The 21,337-nt window shown below is 68.9% G+C and carries 18 protein-coding genes and 1 tRNA gene; 15 read left to right on the top strand and 4 right to left on the bottom strand.

The window, feature by feature from the left end; translation table 11 throughout:
* Positions 1-72: 72 nt before the first annotated feature.
* The 3 genes from ABZ873_RS02335 to ABZ873_RS02345 all read left to right on the top strand — a co-directional run bounded on the left by ABZ873_RS02335 (position 73) and on the right by ABZ873_RS02345 (position 3,269).
* Complete coding sequence (locus ABZ873_RS02335; RefSeq protein ID WP_360864022.1) at positions 73-1,284, top strand: DNA polymerase III subunit delta'; 1,212 nt, start codon at positions 73-75, stop codon at positions 1,282-1,284.
* 254 nt (positions 1,285-1,538) lie between these two features.
* Positions 1,539-3,083, top strand: coding sequence for an alpha/beta hydrolase (locus ABZ873_RS02340; protein WP_360864023.1), 1,545 nt, complete (start codon positions 1,539-1,541; stop codon positions 3,081-3,083).
* A 112-nt stretch (positions 3,084-3,195) separates the two neighbouring features.
* Positions 3,196-3,269 (top strand) — tRNA-Thr (locus ABZ873_RS02345).
* Positions 3,270-3,391: 122 nt separating this feature from the next.
* Here the strand turns inward: ABZ873_RS02345 and ABZ873_RS02350 are convergent.
* Both ABZ873_RS02350 and ABZ873_RS02355 read right to left on the bottom strand, forming a co-directional pair.
* Positions 3,392-5,002 (bottom strand): site-specific integrase, encoded by a 1,611-nt coding sequence (locus ABZ873_RS02350; protein ID WP_360864025.1) that lies wholly within the window; start codon positions 5,000-5,002, stop codon positions 3,392-3,394.
* Positions 4,999-5,676, bottom strand: a complete 678-nt coding sequence (locus ABZ873_RS02355) for a helix-turn-helix transcriptional regulator (RefSeq protein ID WP_360864027.1) — start codon at positions 5,674-5,676, stop codon at positions 4,999-5,001. The genes ABZ873_RS02350 and ABZ873_RS02355 overlap by 4 nt, the downstream gene beginning before the upstream one ends.
* Positions 5,677-5,785: 109 nt before the next feature.
* Here ABZ873_RS02355 and ABZ873_RS02360 point away from each other — a divergent pair, with 109 nt between their 5' ends.
* The 7 genes from ABZ873_RS02360 to ABZ873_RS02390 all read left to right on the top strand — a co-directional run bounded on the left by ABZ873_RS02360 (position 5,786) and on the right by ABZ873_RS02390 (position 15,886).
* Positions 5,786-6,001, top strand: a complete 216-nt coding sequence (locus ABZ873_RS02360) for a hypothetical protein (protein WP_360864103.1) — start codon at positions 5,786-5,788, stop codon at positions 5,999-6,001.
* 230 nt (positions 6,002-6,231) lie between these two features.
* Complete coding sequence (locus tag ABZ873_RS02365) at positions 6,232-7,521, top strand: DUF3631 domain-containing protein (RefSeq protein ID WP_360864029.1); 1,290 nt, start codon at positions 6,232-6,234, stop codon at positions 7,519-7,521.
* A gap of 401 nt (positions 7,522-7,922) precedes the next feature.
* Entirely contained in the window at positions 7,923-8,831 is a 909-nt protein-coding gene (locus ABZ873_RS02370) for a DUF2637 domain-containing protein (protein ID WP_360864031.1), read from the top strand.
* Positions 8,832-9,296: 465 nt separating this feature from the next.
* The gene (locus ABZ873_RS02375) at positions 9,297-9,857 is read left to right on the top strand and encodes a MobC family plasmid mobilization relaxosome protein (RefSeq protein WP_360864032.1); all 561 of its coding nucleotides are present in this window, start codon (positions 9,297-9,299) and stop codon (positions 9,855-9,857) included.
* Positions 9,854-11,566: a mobilization protein gene (locus ABZ873_RS02380; protein ID WP_360864034.1), complete on the top strand. Its 1,713-nt coding sequence runs from the start codon at positions 9,854-9,856 to the stop codon at positions 11,564-11,566. The genes ABZ873_RS02375 and ABZ873_RS02380 overlap by 4 nt, the downstream gene beginning before the upstream one ends.
* Before the next feature lie 164 nt (positions 11,567-11,730).
* Positions 11,731-15,063: a hypothetical protein gene (locus ABZ873_RS02385; RefSeq protein ID WP_360864036.1), complete on the top strand. Its 3,333-nt coding sequence runs from the start codon at positions 11,731-11,733 to the stop codon at positions 15,061-15,063.
* A gap of 61 nt (positions 15,064-15,124) precedes the next feature.
* Positions 15,125-15,886, top strand: a complete 762-nt coding sequence (locus ABZ873_RS02390; RefSeq protein ID WP_360864037.1) for a hypothetical protein — start codon at positions 15,125-15,127, stop codon at positions 15,884-15,886.
* A 110-nt stretch (positions 15,887-15,996) separates the two neighbouring features.
* Here the strand turns inward: ABZ873_RS02390 and ABZ873_RS02395 are convergent, their stop codons facing one another.
* Positions 15,997-16,410 carry an NUDIX hydrolase gene (locus tag ABZ873_RS02395; RefSeq protein ID WP_360864039.1) on the bottom strand — a complete coding sequence of 138 codons (414 nt, stop codon included), beginning with the start codon at positions 16,408-16,410 and terminating at the stop codon, positions 15,997-15,999.
* A complete protein-coding gene (locus ABZ873_RS02400; RefSeq protein ID WP_360864041.1) occupies positions 16,407-17,066 on the bottom strand; it encodes an NUDIX hydrolase in 660 nt (219 codons plus the stop codon). Before ABZ873_RS02400 ends, ABZ873_RS02395 begins: the two co-directional genes overlap by 4 nt.
* Before the next feature lie 407 nt (positions 17,067-17,473).
* Here ABZ873_RS02400 and ABZ873_RS02405 point away from each other — a divergent pair, with 407 nt between their 5' ends.
* The 5 genes from ABZ873_RS02405 (at position 17,474) to ABZ873_RS02425 (ending at position 21,304) form a co-directional block, all read left to right on the top strand.
* On the top strand, positions 17,474-17,983 hold the full coding sequence (locus ABZ873_RS02405) for a nucleoside-diphosphate kinase (protein WP_360864042.1): 510 nt from the start codon (positions 17,474-17,476) through the stop codon (positions 17,981-17,983).
* An 80-nt stretch (positions 17,984-18,063) separates the two neighbouring features.
* The gene (locus tag ABZ873_RS02410) at positions 18,064-18,363 is read left to right on the top strand and encodes a hypothetical protein (protein WP_003955012.1); all 300 of its coding nucleotides are present in this window, start codon (positions 18,064-18,066) and stop codon (positions 18,361-18,363) included.
* 158 nt (positions 18,364-18,521) lie between these two features.
* Positions 18,522-19,103 carry a CYTH domain-containing protein gene (locus ABZ873_RS02415; RefSeq protein WP_360864044.1) on the top strand — a complete coding sequence of 194 codons (582 nt, stop codon included), beginning with the start codon at positions 18,522-18,524 and terminating at the stop codon, positions 19,101-19,103.
* 39 nt (positions 19,104-19,142) lie between these two features.
* On the top strand, positions 19,143-19,907 hold the full coding sequence (locus ABZ873_RS02420) for a hypothetical protein (protein ID WP_360864046.1): 765 nt from the start codon (positions 19,143-19,145) through the stop codon (positions 19,905-19,907).
* A gap of 2 nt (positions 19,908-19,909) precedes the next feature.
* Positions 19,910-21,304 (top strand): hypothetical protein, encoded by a 1,395-nt coding sequence (locus ABZ873_RS02425; protein ID WP_360864048.1) that lies wholly within the window; start codon positions 19,910-19,912, stop codon positions 21,302-21,304.
* The last annotated feature ends 33 nt before the right edge of the window (positions 21,305-21,337 follow it).

Consider the following 21,337-nt stretch of genomic DNA (forward strand, 5'->3'; position numbering starts at 1 on the left):
CGGTCGCCCGTACGGGATTGTCAGTGGCGCCCGCCACAATGGGTGCACGGAGAGTGAGAGGTGGTGGGCGGGATGCCCGTATGGGACGACCTGGTAGGGCAGGAGCGGGTGCACACGCAGCTGTCCGCCGCCGCCCGCGACGCCGATGCGCTGGTCACGGCCGCCGCGGAGGGCACCGAGGCGCCCCCGGCGTCGAAGATGACCCACGCCTGGCTGTTCACCGGCCCGCCCGGTTCCGGGCGGGCCACCGCCGCCCGGGCCTTCGCGGCCGCCCTGCAGTGCACCAGCCCCGACCGCGCCCTGGGCGGTGAGCCCGGCTGCGGATTCTGCGAGGGCTGTCACACCACGATGGTCGGCACGCATGCCGATGTGGAGATCGTCCGCACCGATCTCCTGTCGATCGGTGTGAAGGAGACCCGCGACCTGGTGCGGCGCGCCCAGCTCTCACCCGCCGTCGGCCGCTGGCAGGTCATCGTCCTGGAGGACGCGGACCGGCTCACGGAGGGTGCGGGCAACGTCCTGCTCAAGGCCGTCGAGGAGCCCGCCCCCCGGACGGTGTGGCTGCTGTGCGCGCCCTCCCTGGAGGACGTGCTGCCGACGATCCGGTCCCGCTGCCGGCACCTGACGCTGCGCACCCCGGCCGTCGCGGCCGTCGCCGATGTCCTGGTCCGGCGCGACGGCATCGAGCCCGCGGCGGCCGAGGCCGCGGCCCGCGCCACCCAGGGGCACATCGACCGGGCCCGCCGGCTCGCCACCGACCCCTCCGCCCGGGCCCGCCGGGCCTCGGTGCTCAAGCTCCCGCTGCGCGTGGACGATGTGGGCGGCTGCCTCAAGGCCGCGCAGGAGCTGGTCGACGCCGCTGCGGACGATGCCAAGCAGGTCGCCGAGGAGGTCGACGCCAAGGAGACCGAGGAGCTGCGGACCGCCCTCGGCGCCGGGGCGGGCGCGGGCAGCAGGATGCCGCGCGGCACGGCGGGCGTGATGAAGGAGCTGGAGGACCGGCAGAAGCGCCGCCGCACGCGTACCCAGCGCGACACCCTCGACCTGGCGCTGACCGACCTGACCGGCTTCTACCGCGACGTGCTGGCCCTCCAGCTCGGCTCGTCGGTGGCCATCGCCAACGAGGAGATACGCCCCGACCTCGACCGGATCGCCCGGGCCTCGGGCCCCGAGCGGACCCTGCGCCGGATCGAGGCGATCATCGCCTGCCGGGAGGCCCTGGACCGCAACGTCGCCCCGCTGCTGGCGGTGGAGGCGATGACGATGGCGCTGCGCGCGGGCTGAGCCGGCTGAGCCGGCCGACCGATCGGGCCGGGCCGGGCTGGCCGGGCGGGCGGGTCCGTCGGCCGCGCGGGGGCTCCGTACGGGTGTCGCGAGGTGCGCCCGGTTGACGGGGGCTCACCCGTGCGGGCGAACCGTGGACCGGGCCCGGGGAGCCGTACGGCCCCTGTCGTGCCCGGTCCGGGCCACGGAAGGCGTGCGGCCGTCCGGCGCGGGGAGTCCGCCTGCCCCGCTCCGGGACGACGTAGGCTCCGAGGATGGACACCAGTCGTCTGCTGCGTACCACCGGAACCGTGATCGCCGCCGCCGGGCTGCTGCTCACCGGGTGCACGGCCGGTGGATCGGGGAAACTCCAGACCGCCGCATCCTCGGCCCGGCCGTCCCCCGATCCCGCGGCGCTGCGCCCGTACTACGAGCAGAAGCTGACCTGGCGCGACTGTGGTGCCCCCGGATTCCAGTGCTCCACGATGAAGGCGCCGCTGGACTACGCCAACCCCGGCTCCGGGGAGGACGTGGACATCGCCGTCTCGCGCCGTGCGGCCACCGGCCCCGGGAAGAAGATCGGCTCGCTGGTGGTGAACCCGGGCGGACCGGGCGGTTCCGGTATCGGCTACCTCCAGGCGTACGCGGGCATCGGCTACCCGGCGCCGGTCCGCGCCCGCTACGACATGGTCTCCTTCGACCCGCGCGGGGTGCAGCGCAGCAGCCCCGTGGAGTGCCTGAGCGGGCCCGAGATGGACAAGTACACCCAGGTGGACCAGACGCCGGACGACGCGGCGGAGCGGGCCGAGCTGGTGACGGCCTTCAAGCAGTTCGCGGCGGGCTGCAAGACCCGCTCGCAGCGGGTGCTGCCGCACGTCTCCACCGTGGACGCGGCCCGCGACATGGACCTGCTGCGCGCGGTCCTGGGCGACGAGAAGCTGCACTACGTCGGCGCCTCGTACGGGACCTTCCTGGGCGCCACGTACGCGGACCTCTTCCCGGGGCGGGTCGGCCGGCTGGTCCTGGACGGCGCCATGGACCCCGCGAGCCCCTCGCTCGACCTCAACCGGGACCAGACGGCGGGCTTCGAGACCGCCTTCACCTCCTTCGCCAAGGACTGCGCGAAGCAGCCCGACTGCCCGCTCGGGCAGGGCAGCCCGGAGGAGGTGGGCGCCCGCCTCAAGGACTTCTTCCGCAAGCTCGACGCCCAGCCCGTGCCCTCCGGCGACCCGGCCCGCCCGCTGGGCGAGTCCCTGGCGACGACCGGCGTGATCGCCGCGCTGTACGACGAGAGCGCCTGGCCGCAGCTGCGGGAGGCTCTGGAGGCGGCGATGAACGGCGACGGGGCGATGCTCCTGGGCCTGGCCGACAGCTACTACGAGCGCGGCGCGGACGGCAAGTACGCCAACCTGATGTTCGCGAACGCCGCCGTCAACTGCCTGGACCAGCCGCCGGCCTTCAACGGCCCGGAGGCGGTCGACACCGCCCTGCCCTCCTTCGAGAAGGCGTCCCCGGTCTTCGGCGCGGGGCTGGCGTGGGCTGCGCTGAACTGCGCGTACTGGCCGGTGAAGGCCACGGGCACGGCGAAGGAGCTGACGGCGAAGGGCGCCGCCCCGATCGTGGTGGTCGGCACCACCCGCGACCCGGCGACCCCGTACAAGTGGGCCCAGGCCCTGGCCGGCCAGCTGGACTCGGGCACCCTCCTCACCTACGACGGCGACGGCCACACGGCGTACGGCCGCGGCAGCGACTGCGTCGACGGCGCGATCAACCGCTACCTCCTGGAGGGCACACCCCCGAAGCCGGGCACGAAGTGCTGACCTCGGCACCCCGGCGAACAACCTGGTGCGGGGCACCTCCGCACACCCTGTAGACTTGGCGCCGCTGCTGATGAGCGCTCCCTCCCGAGGGAACACTTGTCGAACCAGCGGCGCCGCCTTAGCTCAGTTGGCCAGAGCAACGCACTCGTAATGCGTAGGTCTCGGGTTCGAATCCCGAAGGCGGCTCGGATTAACCCCAGGACTCACTCGCCGTGACCTGGGGTTTTTTCATGCCCTTTACCCATGCGGGCATGCGGCGCCTGGGGTACGGAACCCCGTGCGTGAGCGATGCGTGAGCGGAGGGGCCGTCAGCCCTTCTTGGCGGCCTTCTTGGCCTTGCCCTTCTTCTTTCCCTTGGCCTTCGCCTTCGCGTCCCGCTTGGCCTCCTTGACGGCCATGCTGGCCTGCGCTTCCTGCTCGGCCTTGCGCTGGAGGGGGACCAGCTTGGCGGTGGCCTCGGCGGCGCTCTTGCCTACGTGGGGGAGCACGCTCTGGTAGATGTCGCGCGTGATCCGGGTGTCGCTGTGCCCGAGCGTGTCCGACACGATCTTGATGTCGATGTCGGCCGCCAGCATGAGCGTGGCCGCCCCGTGCCGGAGGTCGTGCAGCCGGATCGGCGGCAGCCCGGAGGCCGCCACGAGCCGCTCGAAGAGATCGGTCACCTTGCCCGGGTGAAGCCAGGAGCCGTCCTCCTGCGTGAAGACGAGCCCGGTGTTCACCCAGGCAGACCCCCACTCTGCGCGGTCGGCTTCCTGCTGCTTACGGTGCCGCTCCAGGACGCCGACGGTGTCGTCGTCGAGTGCGACGACGCGGAAGCCGCTGTCCGTCTTCGGCTCGGACGCCTCAACGTCCCAGCCGGCCTGTACCAGCTGGCCGGTCACGGTGAGGGAATGCCGGTCGAGGTTGGTCTCCGACCAGGGCTGACCGCACGCCTCGCCTCGCCGCAGGCCGCGGAAGGCGATGAGGTGCCACATGGCGTACAGCCGGTCGTCGGCGACGAAGTCGAGGAAGGCGCCCGTCTGTTCCGGCGTCCAGACCATCACCGGCGAGGGCTTCTCGCCGGTCTGCTCCCATTTGGCGACCCGCTCGTCCGTCCACACCAGCGCCTTCGGCTTGCGCACCGGATCGATCTCGACGTGGGCCGCCGGGTTGAACGTGATGATCTGCTGGCCGATCGCGTCGTTCAGGGACGCGCGGAGCGTTGCCTTCACGTGCTGGCGCGTGGCGGGGCCCGTCACCCGGCGGAAGGCTGGCATCGCGTCGAGCGCAGCCTTCAACGCCTTCCGGCGAGCACGGTTCTCGGCCCCCTTCCACGGGATCGTCGCCAACTCATCCACGGCAGCACGCCGCTGGGCGTTCTGCTCCACGACCTCCGCGTTGCCGTCGGCGATGGCCGTGAACATCTCGCTCAGGTGGCTGACCCGCAGCCGGTCAAGGCGCCGGTGCCCGATGTGCGGCTTGAGGTGCACGCGGATGTCGGTCTCGTAGCGGCTGACGCCCGACTTCCGGATCCGCTTGCCCGCCAGCCACCGGTCCAGCCAGTCGGCGACGGTCAGGCTCCCGACGAGGTCCTGGCCGGCCTTGAGCCGCCGCCGCGTCTCCTCCACGTCCGGCAGGGGCAGCTTCTCGCCGCTGACCTCCGCCAGCATCTCGGCGACGAGCTGGATGCCTTCGGGGTCGTCGGCCTTGGCGAGCCCGAGGAGAGCGCGCACATGGTCGAGGTCGGCCTGCGCCGCCTTGACGTTGGCGTACCCGCCACGGGCGAACGAACGCCGGCTGCCGTCCTCGCGGAAAGGCAGCTCCTGGCGTATGGAGTAGGTGCAATGGTTCCTGCTGTTGCGCTTGGGGCAGGAAGTGCCGAATTCCTTGCCGGTCTTGGGGTCGCGGCAGGAGCAGCGGCGGTAGGTGGAGCCCTTCAAATGTCGTCCTCTTCGTCGGTGCCGGTATCGGGTGGGTCGATGTCGGCGAGTGCTGGCGGCAGGTCTGGCGGGGTGGCGCCTTCGTCGCGGATTTCCCATCGGAGGCTGTAGAGCTCCCGCTTGGCGTCCTCGGCCTGTCTGGCGTAGTGGTCCCTCTTGCGTTCGGCTTCCTCGCGCTGGGCGGGGGTGGTCGCCGTCTTGGCCGCGAACCCGGTCCGTTCTGCCTCGTAGAGGGCGGCCTCGATGATGCGGACCAGGCTGGCGTGCCGGTTGAATTCCGGGATGAGTCCGGCGTCGTTGTCGCCGCTGGACTCTTCAGCGGTGAACTTCCGCATGGCGTCCCAGGTCGGGACGAGGTACTGGAAGGGAAGTTCCTGGGTCTCCTCGACATAGCCGACGGGGAAGATCAGGCAGATCGGGGACGTGTACAGGGCCGCAGCCAAGACCATGACGTCCACCAGCGGCAGGTTGGCCCTGCGGCCGGACTCCAGGTTGGCGATGACGTTGCGCGGGATCGGGTGCCCTAGTTCTTCGCATCGGTCTGCCAGCCGTTGGGCGCTCCACCCCATCTCCTTCCGTCGTCGGCGGACCTCGCCGGCGACGTTGTTCTTGATCCGGTCGACCCATTCCGGGAAGTCGTCAGGGTCTTCATCATCCAAACGGCGTTGTGTCATGGAGACACATTAATTTCCTTAGCGTTGTTCTCGTAGGCCTGGAGTCGGATGCGGTCGCCGTGTTCGCCGAGGGCTGTGACGAGAGGAGCGCTGCGTGCGCGATGAACCGATGGTCGGCCAGTCGAACGGCATGAGGCGGGACGAGTTGCTGGCCCTCCCGGTGGCCATTGACCTGGATACCGGCAACCGGGCCCTGGGTCTCGGGCGGAGCAAGGGTTACGAGTTGACCAAGCGGGGCGAGTACCCGTGCAAGGTTCTGAGGCTGGGCAAGGCGTACCGCGTGGTGACCGCCGACCTGTTGAATCTGCTGGGTCTGGCCGCTTGAGAGCGAGAGAAGGTAGCAGACCCTTCTGCGCTGAGCTGACACAGAAACGCTGGACTGTCCCCGGGGTCGTACGTACTGTTCGTCGTCGCCCCGCGTGGCCAGGTGCCCACGAGAGACGAACGAGCCCCCGGCAGGCCGACGTCGGAGGCACCCGCAACATCCCCATCCGCGACCGCACGGTCAACCCCGGAGGCATGCACGGCCGCAGCCACCGGAGAAGGAGCTGCCCCTTGGAAGCTGCGATACCTGACACCGAATCCGCATCCGGTACGGCCACCTGGCCGCCGACCGCGATCCCCGGCCAGCCGGGCGCCCGCCTCCAGGATCCACAGCCTGTGGGTGCAGAAGCACCCGAGATCCCTGTGGCGGAGGTCCGGCCCGCCAAGGAGGACGCCCCTCTTGTCGGCCCTCTTACTGAGGGCGGGCAGGTCCTGTGCGACCTGCGCGCGGAGATCAGCCGCTATGTCGTGCTGCCGAACGATGAGGCCCTCACGGCGGTGACGCTGTGGGTGGCTGCCACCCACCTGCAGACCGCGTGGCAGCATGCCCCGCGCTTGGCGGTGCTGGGCCCGGCCAGGCGGTGCGGCAAGTCGAGGCTCCTGGACGTCATCACCGAAGTCGTCCATAACCCGCTGATCACGGTGAACGCCTCCGCCGCCGCGATCTTCCGGTCGATCACCGACGTCCCGCCTACGCTGCTCGTCGACGAGGTCGACACGATCTTCGGCTCCGTGAAAGTGGCGGAGAAGAACGAGGAGATGCGCGGGCTCCTCAACGCGGGCCACCAGCGCAACCGTCCCACCCTGCGGGTGTCCGGGCCCAACCACGAAGTGGTTCAGTTCCCCACCTTCGCGATGGCCGCCCTCGCCGGCATCGGGAACCTGCCGGACACCGTCATGGACCGGTCCATCGTCCTGCGAATGCGCCGCCGAGGGGGCGACGAGAGCGTCGAGGAGTTTCGCGTCCCGCGGGACGTCGCCAAGCTCCACGATCTGCGTGACCGCCTCAAGGTGTGGCTTCTCCCTCGGCACACGGAGGCGATGGATCTGGTGCCGCCCATGCCGGTCCGAGACCGGGCAGCCGACACCTGGCAGCCGCTGATCGCCGTGGCCGATCTCGCCGGTGGCCAGTGGCCCGCCCGCGCACGCACCGCGTGCGCGCGGATGGTCGCCGCCGAAACCGAGGCCGAGGAGGAGCACCCCGGTGGTGCGCGGATCCTCGCGGACATCCGCCGCGTCTTCGCAGCCCAGCGCGACGTCGACAGCCTCACCACCGAGGAACTCCTGCACCACCTGTGCCAGGACCCGGAGGGCCCGTGGGCGGAGTGGGGGCGAGGCGGGTTGAAGCCTCGTGACCTCGGCGCGATGCTGCGCGAGTTCGGCATCCGCTCCGGCAACGTCCGGCTCGCCGACGGAACCCAGCGCAAGGGCTACATGCGCCACAAGTTCCTTGATCCCTGGCAGCGCTACTGCCCCACTGTCCACCCCGTAGGCCCCACCGGTCCGCCCAGCGAGAGCTGACACCCGAGCCGCCACGGTTGCCGTCCTTGCCGTCCCTGCCGTGACACCGCAGGTCAACAGGCATGCGGCCAAGACGGCAACCGGGCCCAAGACGGAACCCACCCAGGACGGCACCCGCATCCGTCTTGCCCCGTCCCCAACGTCTTGGCCCGTATCACCCCAGGTCACAGTGCTGCCGTCCCAGACGGCAGACAGCAGGTCGCCGTCCGTCGAGCGAGAGCACCGGCATCCGAAATCGGCCGGGCGACCCCGCCCTCGCATGACGCCCAAGACGCCCGCACTGCCCGCCAAGACGGAAGGCCGGCGCGCCCCCGTACTTGCGCTGACCTGCGATTGCAACGGCCAAGACGCCTAGGACGCCTCACACACCCCCGAAGCCACGTAGGAGCATCCCCACACCCATGACCACCCTTGCCACACCCACCATCACGAAGCACGAGCCCAGACGCGACGGAGCACCGTCCGGCGGGAAGGAAGTAACGGCCGCGCAGACCGCTGCGCGGTACACGCTCGCAGCGGCCGGGGCCGTCATCGTGGCTCTTACCGCCGGAGCGTTCTGGCTCTCGTACGCGCACCTCGCCGAGGTCGCCGGACGCCACGGTCTGGCAGCCTCCCCCGTCCGGCAATGGGCCTGGCCCGCGACCCTGGACGCGTTCATCGTCGCCGGCGAGCTCTTGATGCTTCGCGCAGGATTGCGCCGCGTCACCGACTGGTGGGCGATCGTCCTCACGACCTCCGGTTCCCTCGGCTCCATCGCCCTCAACGTCGCGGGTGTCAGCGGCACCCGGGGCACCAAGACGGTGCCGCTGCTGGACTACGTGGTCGCGGCTGTACCCCCAGCCGCTGCTCTCCTGGCCTTCGGCGTCCTCATGCGCCAGATTCACGAGCACGTCGCCTCGCCCGCCACCCCACGCCGCGCGGATGCCCGCAATCGCCCAACACAGGTCCCCGTCCTACTCCCGGAGGCCGAGGGGAGCGTCTTCGACGGTCGACCCGAACCCATGGGGGACGAGCCAGAGGGACCAGGTGCCATCGACGCCGAGACTGCCGCGGATCCGGACGATGACCCCCGCGAGGCTGCCGCACCCGTGGCCCCGTCCCGGAAGGTCGGGCGACCGACAACCGGTGACCTGGACGACTTCCTCGCGATTGTGGAGAGGCTGGAAGGGGAGCCGACGCTGAAGCAGATGCGGGCGGCCATCGAGGGCGAGGGCCACTCGATCAGCAACGAGCGCCTGGGGAAGGTCAAGAGGGAGCTGGCGGAACTCCGCAGGCAGCAAGCCCTGACCGGAACCACACCCGGCTACTGACCGATATTCACCGCAGGTCAACGCCGGTAATGCCGGACGGGGACCGTGGCTGGTGACGGCCGCGGTCGGTCCCCGTCGATCACCACGCGATCCCCGTCCCCTCGGCACCGGACCGGTCCCCAGCCCGCGAGCTGTGCTCCACGTTCCCTGCGCCGTGACAGCCATCCTCTGAATTTCGGGGACCGCCGGCCATCCGGTCAGCTCTCGCTGTCGCGCGCCGCAACTCGTGCCACCACCGTGGCCGCCCGCCCTCCGACCCCGTTTGTCCGGCACTGTCAGCCCACCCCCCCCGCATCGGAGACGCACCCTGTGACGCTCGACCCGAACGACCCCGACTCCACGCCCTCGCTGGTCTCGAAGCAGAACGCCCGTTGGCGGACCGCGTTCGGGATGACGGCCCCTGGCGGAGCCAGTAGTACCCCGAGTCCGACTCAAGACCGGTCTTCGGGGATCTCCGCCCCGGGGGTGGCGGAGACGGTCCGACGCAAGGGGGCGCTGGACCGGGAGGCCGGGACCGAGGGCGGCCCCGACCCGGACGAGCTCCACGCCGTCCAGCAGCAGATCCTCCGCCCCGCACCCGCCACCGAGCCGACAGCCGGTGAGCGTGTGGTGCAGAGCGTGCAGCCGGCGATCCGCCGTTTCACCGGTACCAAGCGGACCGTCCGCGTCGGCCCGCTGCGGTTCACCGGCGACGAGCACAACGCTCTTCAGGAGGCCGCCGCCGAGAACGGCTACAAGGGGGAATCCGGCTTCGCCGCCGACATCGTCCTCGCGTTCGTATCCGGCCGGTTCACCGCGAACCTGCCGCTGTCCGAGGACCGCCGCCGCACCCACATGTTCCGCGCCCAGGTGCTGCGCGAGCTCAACCGCATCGGCGTCAACGTCAACCAGATCGCCCGCGCCCTCAACAGCGACCTCACCCCACCGGACATCCGCCACCATCTCGACGAGCTCCACCGCCTGCTGGAGCTGATCGCCGAGGCCCTGCGCGAACCGACCGACTCCAGGAAGGACCTGGCCGCGTGATCGCCGCCATCAAACCGGCCGGGTCCAACACCCGTGGCCTGCTCGCCTACCTCTACGGCCCAGGCCGTCACGACGAGCACACCGACCCGCACATCGTCGCCGGCTTCGCCATGCTCGGCATGCCCGACCCCGGCCGCGACCCGGACGCCACCCTCACCCAGCTCGCCCGCCACCTCGACGAGCCCGTCCACCTTCGGAACAGCGAGTTCGGCAGGAAGGTCACCGACCACGTCTGGCACTGCCCCGTCCGCACCGCCCCCGAAGACCGCCGCCTCTCCGACACGGAGTGGGCCGACATCGCCCAGCGGATCGTCGAAGCCGCCGGCATCGCGCCGCCCGGAGACGACCTGGCGTGCCGTTGGATCGCCGTACGTCACGCGGACGACCACACCCACATCCTCGCCACCACCGTCCGAGAGGATGGCCGCCGTCCCAGGCTCCACGACAGCGGCATCCGCGTCGGCGACGCCTGCCGCCAGATCGAGACCGACTACGGCCTGCGCCAACTGAAGAAGGGCGACCGCACCGCCGGACGCCGGCCCACCCAGGCCGAGATGCACAAGGCCCAGCGCCTCGGCTGGGAGCAGACCAGCCGAGACTGGCTCCAGGACCGCATCCGCGCCGCCATCCCCCACGCCAGCAACGCCGAGGAACTCCTCGCCTACCTCGAAGCCATGGGCATCGCGTTCAAACCCCGCCGCGGACCGTCCGGCGACCTCCTCGGCTACGCCGTCGGCCGCCCCGGCGACCTCAACACGGACGGCGAACAGATCTTCCACCCCGGCGGAAAGATCGCCCCCGACCTCACCCTCCCCAAGCTCAAGGCCCGCCTGGAGACCACCGCGCCGGAGGAACACCCCACCGCCCGCCGTGACCAGCTCGCCACCTCCTGGCACCAGGCCACCAGCGCCCTCGACACCCTCCACCAGGGGATGGCCGACGACCCCCACGCCCAGGCCCACATCACCGCGCTCGGCGACCTCATCGAAGCCGCCGCCCAGAGGGCACCCGACCACCTCCAGGCCGAACTCCGAGCAGCCTCAAGGGCATTCGCCCGCGCCCAGCGCTCCCAGATACGCGCTGAGGGCCAGGCGGCCACGATCTCGCGCAAGGCGGCCCGGGATCTCGCCCACACCGCCACCGGCCCCGACGGCAGCGCCCTGGCAACTCTGCTCGCCGCCCTCGTCTGGGCCACGATCGTCGCCGCCCGCTGGCACGAGGCGAAGAACCACGCCCACCAGGCCGAAGCCGCCCGCCAGACCCTCCACCACCTCCAGGCCGCCGCCGACCGAGCCCTCACACCCGTCGTCGGCAGCCTCGCCACCCGCCGGCCGAGTGACCAGGCCCGACGGACCCTCGCCCACGACGTACGGACGGCCGTCCCCGACCACGCCGACCGCATCCTCACCGACCCCGCCTGGCCGGCTCTCGCCACCGTCCTCGCCGACGCCGAAGCCGGCGGCCACAAACCCCACCAGCTCCTCAAGGAAGCCGCCGCCCAACGCGAACTCACCACCGCCCGCCAACCCGCCCGCGTCCTGATCACCCGCATCCAGCACACCAGCCGCAACCCCGCACCCAACCCCCGCGCCGAAGCCGCCCGCAGCCGCACCCCCATGGCGCTCGCACCCAGCGGACACCAGGCCCGAAACCCCCAACCCACCACGGCACCCACGACCCCGGCCGATCAACGCCACCGACGCCGCTGACCGAAACGCCGGCTCCGTGGGCGATCGCCCACGCCACCGACTTCCGCACTGCTTCGGTGCGCTTGCACGCACATCGCGTTGGCCGCAGACGAGTCCGAACGCCAACCAGGGTGACGTCAGACGAACACAGTCGCGGCCCGGTATGTGACGCTAACCTCCTTCTCATGGAGTCCGCGATCGCAACCGTTGTGCAACGACTTGTTGAAGGGCCTGCCTTCCTTCTCCTAGGTCAGACCCTCAACGATCCCGGCGTCCCGATTCCACAGCCCATGCTGCTTGGCCCGGACGGCACTACGGCCTACGCGGAATATGACCAGTCGGCAGGGGCACAGCCTGTGCTCGATTGGGTGCCGGACACCGCGGACTATCCGTGGAACGGTGTTTTCACCTCCCGTATTGACTCCGGGCTGCTCGACGTCTTCCGGAGGGACTGGCGCCGTGTGGTGCCGACAGCACAGGCGCAGGTCGGGAGGCATCATCGGTCGGCGACAGAGCTGCATCTGCGTTATCTCTTTGGCGGTTTGGGGCTGCCTGAGGGCGAGCGGCCACCGGTTGGTCCCGTTGCCGCTGCCGAGGCGCGCGCCCGCGCAGCTGAGGTATTGACCGCGCTAGCAGACACGATCATCACACCGCGGGGCATTCTGGTTGTCGACGGATACACACTCAACGACTGGCTGCGGCCAGAGGACCTGTTTACCTTCCTGACTCGACTCCAGGCGGGTCAGGCCCACCTTTTCTCCGCGACTGATGACTTGCTTGCCGACCCGTACATCCACGCCGCGCAGGAGCGTGGCGTACTAGTGGCGCATCGCGAGCCGTTCGCCAAGTTGCTGGCCGAGCTTGAGGAGACTGGACGGCTACAGAGGTCTGCGGCCGGGCGTGGGGCCCAAGGTGGGCGATTCATTCCGGTTGGTGACACCTTCGCCGAGATCGACGTCGACACCCGGAATCGGGTGATCGGCGCGGCCCGGCCGGTCGATACCGACCTGCTCGAGCCGTTTGCATCCGCCTCATCCGCGATCCGGTACGAGCGGTTCCGGCACTTTCTCGGCACGGGGGAAGGGCAGCCGCAATGGAAAGCTGTAGCCAGCGGCTATAACCTGCAGCGAGACTTCGAAGCCGGACTGCTGCAGCGGGTGCAGTCGGCGCTGGAGGAACTGGGCCTGCCTGAGCCGATCATCGTTGCTGGGCAGACGGCAACAGGTAAGACCATTGCCTTGACCGCGCTGGCGCTCGAGGTGGCGCGATCCGGCCGTGCGGCGGTGCTGCACCGTTCGGTGCGCGGCGAACGGCCGACCCTGGCCGACATCGAGTCCTTCGCATCCTGGGCCGATCGGAGCCATAATCTGCCGACCTTGTTGGTGTGGGACGGCATGGTCGACAGCGATGAGTACTACCTACTCCAACGCCAGCTGGGATCGCGTGGGCAGAGGGTGGTCATCGTCGGCAGTAGCTACCTACCGCCTATGTCCGCTCACAAGCGCAAGAGCATCATCACAGTCGAGCCGGTGCTCAGCGCCACCGAAGGCCGCCGGCTAGGACCATGGCTGTCCTCGTTCGGCGTATCGGTTCCGAATAACCAGATCGACAAACTCGATTCCTCGTTCCTTGCGCTTCTCTATCTGTTGCTCCCGGAGACAGAGTGGAGTTTGCGGCACGGCCTGGTCACCGAGGCACGGGCGGCCGAGATCGGGCTCGAACGGCTCTCGCGTACTGCGGCAAGGAACAGCGAGGCGCGGCTCACGGCAGTCGCGAGAGCGCTGCAGGACGCGGGCGTGGACATCAGCGTGCTGCGGCCCGCCGAGCGACCGAATGCGGAGTTGATAAACCTCTCGTTTGAGGAGCGCAGCGCGGCTGAACAGATCACCTCCATGATCCTGGTTGCTGGCCGCCGCGGGCTGCGCATCCCGCTTGAACTCTTGCTGCGCGTTCTGGGCCGGGAAGGCGCGGACCGGCTGGTCGACCTTGTGAAGAACTTCGACATCTTCCGCTGGACTGAGGATGACAGCGGCGGCCAGTTCCTTGGCACTCGTACGCCTCTGGAAGCCGAGTTGCTTGCCCGGGAGGACCTGAACCTGCCCACCGAAGTCGAAGTGACGGCCCAGCTGATCACCAACCTGCGACCGGAGCTGAACCGGTGGGGCGGCGGCGAGGTCCAGTTCATCGCAGACCTGTTGGATCGGATCGGGCCGCAGTCCGACGACCGCCGCTTCACACCGCACTATCTCGAGCTGGCTGAGGCTTTCCGCGAATTGCGGCTGGCCCGGGGCTATGCGCACCCCCGCCTGGCGTTGCTGGAGGCTAACCTCACCCGCGAGTACGTCAAGTGGGCGCAGCGAAGCGAGGCCATCTCGCACGAGGAGCGTCTCCGGCTGGTGCGGGACGTGCAGCGGATGCTGGAAGCCACGCTGGAGGATTCCGACCCCTCACCACACTCTCGGTTGAACCTGCTCGTGGAATTGGCCAGTGCCGAAGGGGCGCAGATCTACGAGCTGTCTGCGTCGCCGGACGAGGCGGCGTCCCCCCAGATCCTTGCGCTCATGCGAGACGTGACCCGGGTGGCACTGCAGGCCCGCGCCGTGGATCCGGAGAATGTCTACCCGGTCGACGTCATCGCCTGGGCCACCAGAGATGCGGTGCAGTCCGGCACGCTGGCATCTGACGATCGGCTCGACCTGCTGGCCAGTGCCCAGTCCTCGCTTGATTCCCTTGACCCCGGTGCGCTCAGCCCGAAACAGGCGGCTAAGTATGACGACCGGCATGTGGAGCTGGCCAGACTTCTCAATGATCCAGTCATGGAGGCCAAGCACCTGCTCGCACTGACCGAGAACGGTGACCCCGCCGCGTACTACTTCCTCGCGCTGCGCGCGGCTAAGGCTGGTGAAGACGGGCCGCAAGTGGCTGTCGAGACCCTGCGACGCGCTCCGAGCGAGGTCCGCTCCGATTGGCGCTGCTCGCGGCTGCTTCTGGACCTGTTCTGGGAGTCGAAAGCTGGTCGGCGGTTCCTGCACGGCGAACGCGAGGTAGTGGCATTCAGCGACGAGACCTGGACTGAGTGCCTGGCCATCGTGGACGCGATCCCAGAAACCGTTGGCTACGACCGGTATCGGCGCGACTTCTTGCGCGGGTTGGCCTTGTTCCACCTCGGGCAATATCAGGCATCGAAGGAGGCGTTCGTGAGGCTCGATCGCGAGTCGCGAGACGTGTCCTCGCGCATCATCTCCAAATACCTCGCCTCGCAGTCGGACGGCACCGCTCAGACCTTCACTGGCCGAGTCCTGTCCGCCACCCCAGATGGACGCCGCGGTACCGCTTGGGTCTATGAGCTGCACACTGAGGTGCCCTTCATTCCTCTGCGCTTTTCGATCTCCGACTACCGGAAGAAGAACGAGAACCTGCCCTCGTTCCACATCGCCTTCAACATGCGCGGCGCGCTCGCCGACCCGATCACCGGCCGCCCCGGCCGCGTACCGCGGCGGTCCGCTGATGCACGCTGAATGTGTAGAGTTCCGTACCCGCTGCACCACCCTGGCTCGACACCGTCAGATCTCGATCGGTATGACTCTGGATCTTTCGTTCCTCACGTCCTGGCCGGATAGCGTGCAGGATGAAGCCGGTTTCAAGGAACTGGTTTCGACGGCGTACCAGCTGTGGTGGGAGACCTGGAAGCTCGATGTCCGATTTCTGATTGGCTATAGGGCACAGAGCGGTGCTCGTGACTTCGACTACCTGATCAACCAACTGCGCACCTCGCACCAGCACACCGGCGTTAACAAGCAGGATGAGCAGGCCGAGCGCTGGGCTAAGGCGGTCTGTGGCGGTCGCGATCCGGCGACATCGGCTGACTGGATGGCGTGCGGCATTGCGCTCATGAAGGCGTTCAACACTGCGATAGACGTGCTCTGCCAGACCATCACGCAGAACCGGAGTAATGCATTCCGTACTGCATGGCAGGCCAAGGTGGCTGTGAGCGAAGAGGCGGTCGTCGTGCGGGTGGCAGCCGATCTTGGTATGAGACTGAATGACGGGTTGCGGGGATTCCACGTCAGCCAAGTGAAGCGGAGATGGGCGGGCTACAAGCTGCGTAAGGGCGAAGTTGCCGGCGACATTCTGGCCGCGTTCGCCGAGGAGAGCCTCATCTCTCGGACCGGAAGGCTGCCCTGTAGTTACCTCGACGTGCTGAGTGCACTCAAGGTCCTTGGCACGCCCGACGCGGTTCCTGCCCTCCGCCTGGCGCATGCCGTAGCGGAACTTACCCGGATGGTCGGCGAGTCCTACATGAAGCGACTCAACGATGTGTGGGCGTTGCTGCGTAATTGATCTGAACAGACGTCTGTCCTGATCTCCGTCCGCGTAGTCGTGATTCGACGCATGCAATAGTAGGAGCCGGTTTCGTTCGACTCCAGGGCGTACTTGAAGTCGTCGTTGGCTCAGGAAAACAGGGCGGTGTCGAGGTACTCCTGCACGGGCTCGAACAGTCCGTACGGCACGTACTCCGGGATCTCGCCATGGGTGACCCAGGCCAGTTCGGCCAGCTCTTCGGTGTCCGCGACGTGGGCCGTGCCGTCCAAGACCTCGCACGCGGTGTACGACATCAGCCGGCCCGTCTTCGGGTGGACTCGGTCGCCGAGGAGCTTCACCGCCGCCACGGTCAGCCCGGTCTCCTCTTGGGTCTCCCGCATAGCAGCGTCTTCGCGGGCCTCGCCGGGCTCGACCTCGCCGGCCGGGAACTGCCAGGAGAGCTGTCCCTCGCTGACCCGGCGGCGCACCATCAGCACGCGTCCCTCGTTCACGACGATGGCGGCGGCGATGCCTGGGCGCTCGTCCGCATTCTGGTTCGTCACGTCTGCTCCTCCAGGGCGGCCAGGATGGGTGGGAAGATCGTATCGACGGGGATGAAGCGGGGCACCGAGTTTCTGGGGACCCACATGACGTCGATGTTCTCGGCCACGTCGCTGTTCGTGGCCTCGCCGGCCAGGTACTCGCACAGGAAGTACTCGCACAGCACGCCGGTTACGGGGTGAAGCCGGTTCCCGAGGTGCTGCCGGACCGCGCAGTGGACACCCGTCTCGTCCAAGGTCTCCCGCACGGTGGTGGTCTCCGCCTTGCCGCCCGGCTTGATGACGCCAGCCGGGAACTGCCACGTGATCCCAGCGGCGTCGTCGTCCCGCCGGCACACCATAAGGACGTCGCTGTCACGGACGACCACAGCGATGGCCACCCGCAGCGCCTGCGCGCCGGGCGGTGTCGAGTCCACTGGGGCTTGTTCCTTTGCCAGCAGGAGCGCGAAGCGCTGTCGCGCAGCCGCAGGAGCCTGCTCATGGGCCGTGTCGAGGAGCTGCTGCATCTCCCTGCGAGGCACGAGGGACGCATCGGCGTGCCAGGTGGCCACCGTCCTCACGGCGATGCCGAGGTGGGCGGCGAACTGTTCGTTGCCGAGCCGTAGGGCGGACTGCAGCAGGCAGGCGTACCGGCCGCTCCAGCGCTCGATCACGTCCACAAGGCCGTCCCCTCGTCGCCGCCCCGGTGCAGGAATCCGCGCGCCGAAAGTGTACTCCCACTGCACTGGCACTTCATGGTCACGCGGGAAGGGCCCCGGAAGAATCGGAGTCACCAGGGGCCAATGAATCACCCGTCGAAGGCTCAGTCCCTGGGAGGCGTATGAGAGGCGCGAGAGCGCCAGACGACCACAGGGAGATTCTAGGTGCGTACCCCCAGCGGATAGCGGAGACAGAGAAGTTGGCTGAATCGGGCCTCTCGTTGGGCTGATCGGTCGCACCTTGGCCGGCATTCGCCCGTCCGGGGCATTGCCCGCACGCCCGAACCGCCCTGCCAGCGCCGGTAACCTCAGCAGATGACGGCTGATTGTCCGTCATGTTCGGTTGCTAGCAAGGCGAAAGGGAGTCAATGGCCGAGGTTCAGGCACACACTGTCGAGCGCACGCTCGTCCTGCTCAAGCCCGATGCGCTGGCGCGTGGCCTGGCAGGAAGGATCATCACTCGATTCGAGGATGCCGCGCTGAAGATCGTCGGCACGAAGATGAAGTGGATGGACGAGGAGTTCACCCGCAAGCACTATTTCGATCTTGAAGAACGGCTGGGTTCGGAGGTCTACAGCCTCACGGCGACGTTCATGCAGCAGGGGCCGGTCATCGCCCTGGTGCTGGAGGGCTTCGACGCCATCGCCACCGTCCGCAAGATCGTCGGCAGCACGTACCCGAACCAGGCTCCCGCCGGCACGGTGCGGGGCGACTTCTCGCACTACAGCGCGGCGGCCAGCATTGCCTCGGGCAAGGCGGTCGCGAACCTCGTGCACGCCTCCGGCAACGCGGAGGAGGCCAAGCAGGAGGTGGAGCTGTGGTTCGACAAGGACGAGCTGCAGGACTACAAGACGCTGGCTGAGATCTACACGTACTAGCAGCGGGTCACGGCGTCACCGCGGGGGCGCCAGGGCGTTGATCACCACTGGGGCACGACCGTTTGAACCGAGAGGGCACCATGACCAACCAGACCCGCCTGGCCTCCACCGACGAGCTGGAGTCGATCTTCCAGCGTGAGCTGGCGACCGACCGGTGGGCCGCCACCGAGACCGCGTACGCCCTGGCCGTGCGCCACCGCGACCTGGGCGACTGGCCCGCGTCGCAGGAATGGGCCCAGCAGTGCCTGCGTCTGCTGGAGGGCTTCCCCAGCGAGACGGAGGAGCAGGTCGCCACCGGCCGTACGTCGGTGGGAGGCGTCCAGCTGCCGACGTACCTGCACTCGGGTGTGGTCGAGGAGCGCTTCGGCACCCTCGGCTGACACCCGCCACATCACCGGGGTGATGCGGCCGGCACCCGCATCGGCCGCATCACCCCACGTTCGACCACCAAACCCCATAGCGATCGCCCGACCGGACAGCCCCTCGCGGCAGGGTCCGGCTGGCTTCGCCATGCCTGAAACGAGGAGGCAGCAGCACCGTGGCCGTCGAGATCGAGATGCGCGCCCGCTTCACCAAGGAGGTCCACGACCAGCTCGTCACCCGCCTGAAGGCGGACGGGGAGGACCTGGGCCCCGACGACAAGCACATCTACTTCTACGTGCTGCCCGACCAGCTCCTGAAGGTCACCGACAACACCGCCGCTGGCACCGCCAAGATCACCCTCAAGGGGAGCAAGATCGGGCAGGGCGCGGCCTTCGCGGAGACCGAGTTCGCCATCGCCCCCGCCGACGTTCCCGCCGCGGTGAAGGTGTTCAACGCCCTCGGCTTCGAGACGGTGCACGAGGCGTTCAACTTCCGTCACAACTTCCGCTTCGACGGCGTCGAGATCGCGGCCAAGTGGAGCGAGGCGTGGGGTTACCACGCCGAGTTCGAGGTCCTGCTGGAGGACGGCGCCTCGGACGCCGCCCGCGCCGAGGCTGAGGCCAAGATCACCGACGTCGCCACGACGCTCGGCGTGACCCTGATGACGGAGCAGGAGCTGGCCGACTTCACCGCAGCCTTCGAGGCCGCCGAGCAGGAGCGCAAGGAGCGCGAGCAGCAGGCCGCGCCGATCCGGTAGGGAACATCACCGCGGAGACCACCAAGGGGGTGGGCACGAGTGAGCACGACCCCATTGACCGCAAGTCTGATCGACCTGGCTGCCCGAGGGCAGCTCCCGCTCCACCAGCACATGGACCACGCCACCATCGCGTGGATCAGCGACAACAGGCCCGACCTCCCGCCGGCACCGCAGCCGGCCTTGCGCCCGCAGTCGAAGGAGCTGCTCGCGCATGGCGGACTGCCCACCCGGTGGTGGGCCGACCCCCGCCTGTACACGTCGCTCCACGGCGTCCGGCACGCCATGAGGACGGCGGCGCTCGCCGCCGTCCTCGCCGAGGCGAACGACCTCGACGAAGGTGACACCGCGGCGGCGATCCTCGCCGCCGCCGTACACGACTGCCAGCGGCGCCACGACCAGGACGACCGCCGGCATGGCGCCCGCGCGGCCATCTGGCTCGCCGCGAACGCCGACACCGTCTGGGACCACTTCGGCCTCGCCGCCACACCCCGACGAATCGTGCAGGTGGCCACCGCCGCCCGACTGCACGACATTCCGTACGAGGCGTTCACCGCGGACGACAAGTCCGACCACGTCCGGGCCGAGCGCATCACCGACGTGGTCAAGGCCGCCGATGCCCTGGACCGCTACCGGCTGCCGAAGCTGAAGTGGTGGCCGGACTCCCGGTACGTCCGCGAGCCCGCCTTCGACCAGCTGCGCGGCCTCGCCTTCGACCTGGTCCTGATCTCGGAGCGGGCCTACCTCGCCGGGGCCAGCGGCACCGCAGCCGTCCATTACGCGCTCGCCGAGAAGGGCCTGGTCTGACCATGGACTTCCTCGACGCCTACCACCTGTGGGCCGACGCCCACGCCTACTTCGACTCGACCCTCATCCCCAGCCCGTCCGATCACACCGACCCGCTCGCTGCTCAGACCGCGGGCTGGGACCGACGTCTCGCCGAGGAGACCCCGAACGGCCACCTGCTGCGGCAGAACGCCCTCTTCGAGGCCCTGAGCGGAAACGGCAAGCTGCACCTCCTGCACGTCACCCACGCCTTGGAGGAGATCAGCCGACAGGGAGTGCTCTACCCGTCGGGCGGCTGCCTCGTCGGAAGTATCTACTGCGCACCGCTCACCGCGACCGACCAGGGCTTCCGCATGCACAACCTCGGCGCCTACATCCTGACCAAGGAAGCGCCGGCCTTCCTGGCCAAGCTCGGCGTCACCGACCGCTTCCCCACCCCGCTGATCTTCGAGATCGACACCCCGCCGCAGGCGTACCGCGGGCTCGCCGGCGTGGACTACCTGCGGCTGGGCCTCATCCACCTGCAGATATACAGCCACCTCGAATACCTGCTGAGCAAGAACGAACGGCACCAGCTTCGCGAGACCGTCGTCAGCCGGGTCAAGAACTCGGGCGCGTTCCTCGCCACCGCTGCCGCTGTCGCCTACCAGGGCACCCAGGTCGACGCCGAGCCGTTCCTCAAGCTGCTCGACGAGACGATCCCCCGGCTGCCGATCCTCGGCTACCTGTACTTCGAAGCAATCGCCGAGTACCTGATGCTCTACTCGGCCTCCCGCCACACCCGGCGCCTGGCCGAGCTCGGCGAGCTGAACAACTGGCTGTACAAGGAGATGCTGTTCGCCTCCTTCCCCGCCATGGCCGGCAAGTTCGACCTCGCGAGGTTCCGTCCCCGTCCGAAGCAGCTGGCCGCGCTCATTCACCGAGTCGACCCGACCATCGACACCAGCCACGCGAGCGCGTACCTGGTCGAGCGGATCAGCCACCTCGTCGCCGCCCGCCTCTTCACCCCCGGCCAGATACCCGAAGCCTGGCACCACACGCGCTGGGAGTTCGACGGCCTCTCCACCCAGCTCGGACCGCTCCTCGGCCACCTCATCCACCGGGAACTGCGCACCTTCGGCCGCTACCCCGACTTCTACTTCTACTACGACCAGCACAAGGCGCTGCAAGCCTGGAACTACTGGAACCACATGGACATCGTCGCCCCGTTCAACGGCACGATCCCCAAGGGCGAGATCGGCATCAACCCGGCTTACCCCAACCTCGACTACCGCGTCTGGCGCGCCGAGCAGGACGACACCGGCCACCTCCACCCGACCGAAGAGCTCGCGCTGACCATCGCCCCGCGGCTGGTGGACATCAAGTACACCCTCATGCGCAACAACCAGTGGACCGCCCCCGCGCCCAGCGCCGCCTGATCACCGCCGCCGCCACTCGCGGCCCACCCCACC

Origin of the sequence: Streptomyces sp. NPDC047014, assembly GCF_040644195.1 — a bacterium.
GTDB lineage: Bacteria > Actinomycetota > Actinomycetes > Streptomycetales > Streptomycetaceae > Streptomyces.

Coding starts and splice junctions, on each gene's coding strand:
- ABZ873_RS02335 (WP_360864022.1), top strand. CDS start 73: ATGCCCGTATGGGACGACCTGGTAGGGCAGGAGCGGGTGCACACGCAG.
- ABZ873_RS02340 (WP_360864023.1), top strand. CDS start 1,539: ATGGACACCAGTCGTCTGCTGCGTACCACCGGAACCGTGATCGCCGCC.
- ABZ873_RS02355 (WP_360864027.1), bottom strand. CDS start 5,676: ATGACACAACGCCGTTTGGATGATGAAGACCCTGACGACTTCCCGGAA.
- ABZ873_RS02360 (WP_360864103.1), top strand. CDS start 5,786: ATGGTCGGCCAGTCGAACGGCATGAGGCGGGACGAGTTGCTGGCCCTC.
- ABZ873_RS02370 (WP_360864031.1), top strand. CDS start 7,923: ATGACCACCCTTGCCACACCCACCATCACGAAGCACGAGCCCAGACGC.
- ABZ873_RS02385 (WP_360864036.1), top strand. CDS start 11,731: ATGGAGTCCGCGATCGCAACCGTTGTGCAACGACTTGTTGAAGGGCCT.
- ABZ873_RS02390 (WP_360864037.1), top strand. CDS start 15,125: ATGACTCTGGATCTTTCGTTCCTCACGTCCTGGCCGGATAGCGTGCAG.
- ABZ873_RS02405 (WP_360864042.1), top strand. CDS start 17,474: ATGGCCGAGGTTCAGGCACACACTGTCGAGCGCACGCTCGTCCTGCTC.
- ABZ873_RS02410 (WP_003955012.1), top strand. CDS start 18,064: ATGACCAACCAGACCCGCCTGGCCTCCACCGACGAGCTGGAGTCGATC.
- ABZ873_RS02425 (WP_360864048.1), top strand. CDS start 19,910: ATGGACTTCCTCGACGCCTACCACCTGTGGGCCGACGCCCACGCCTAC.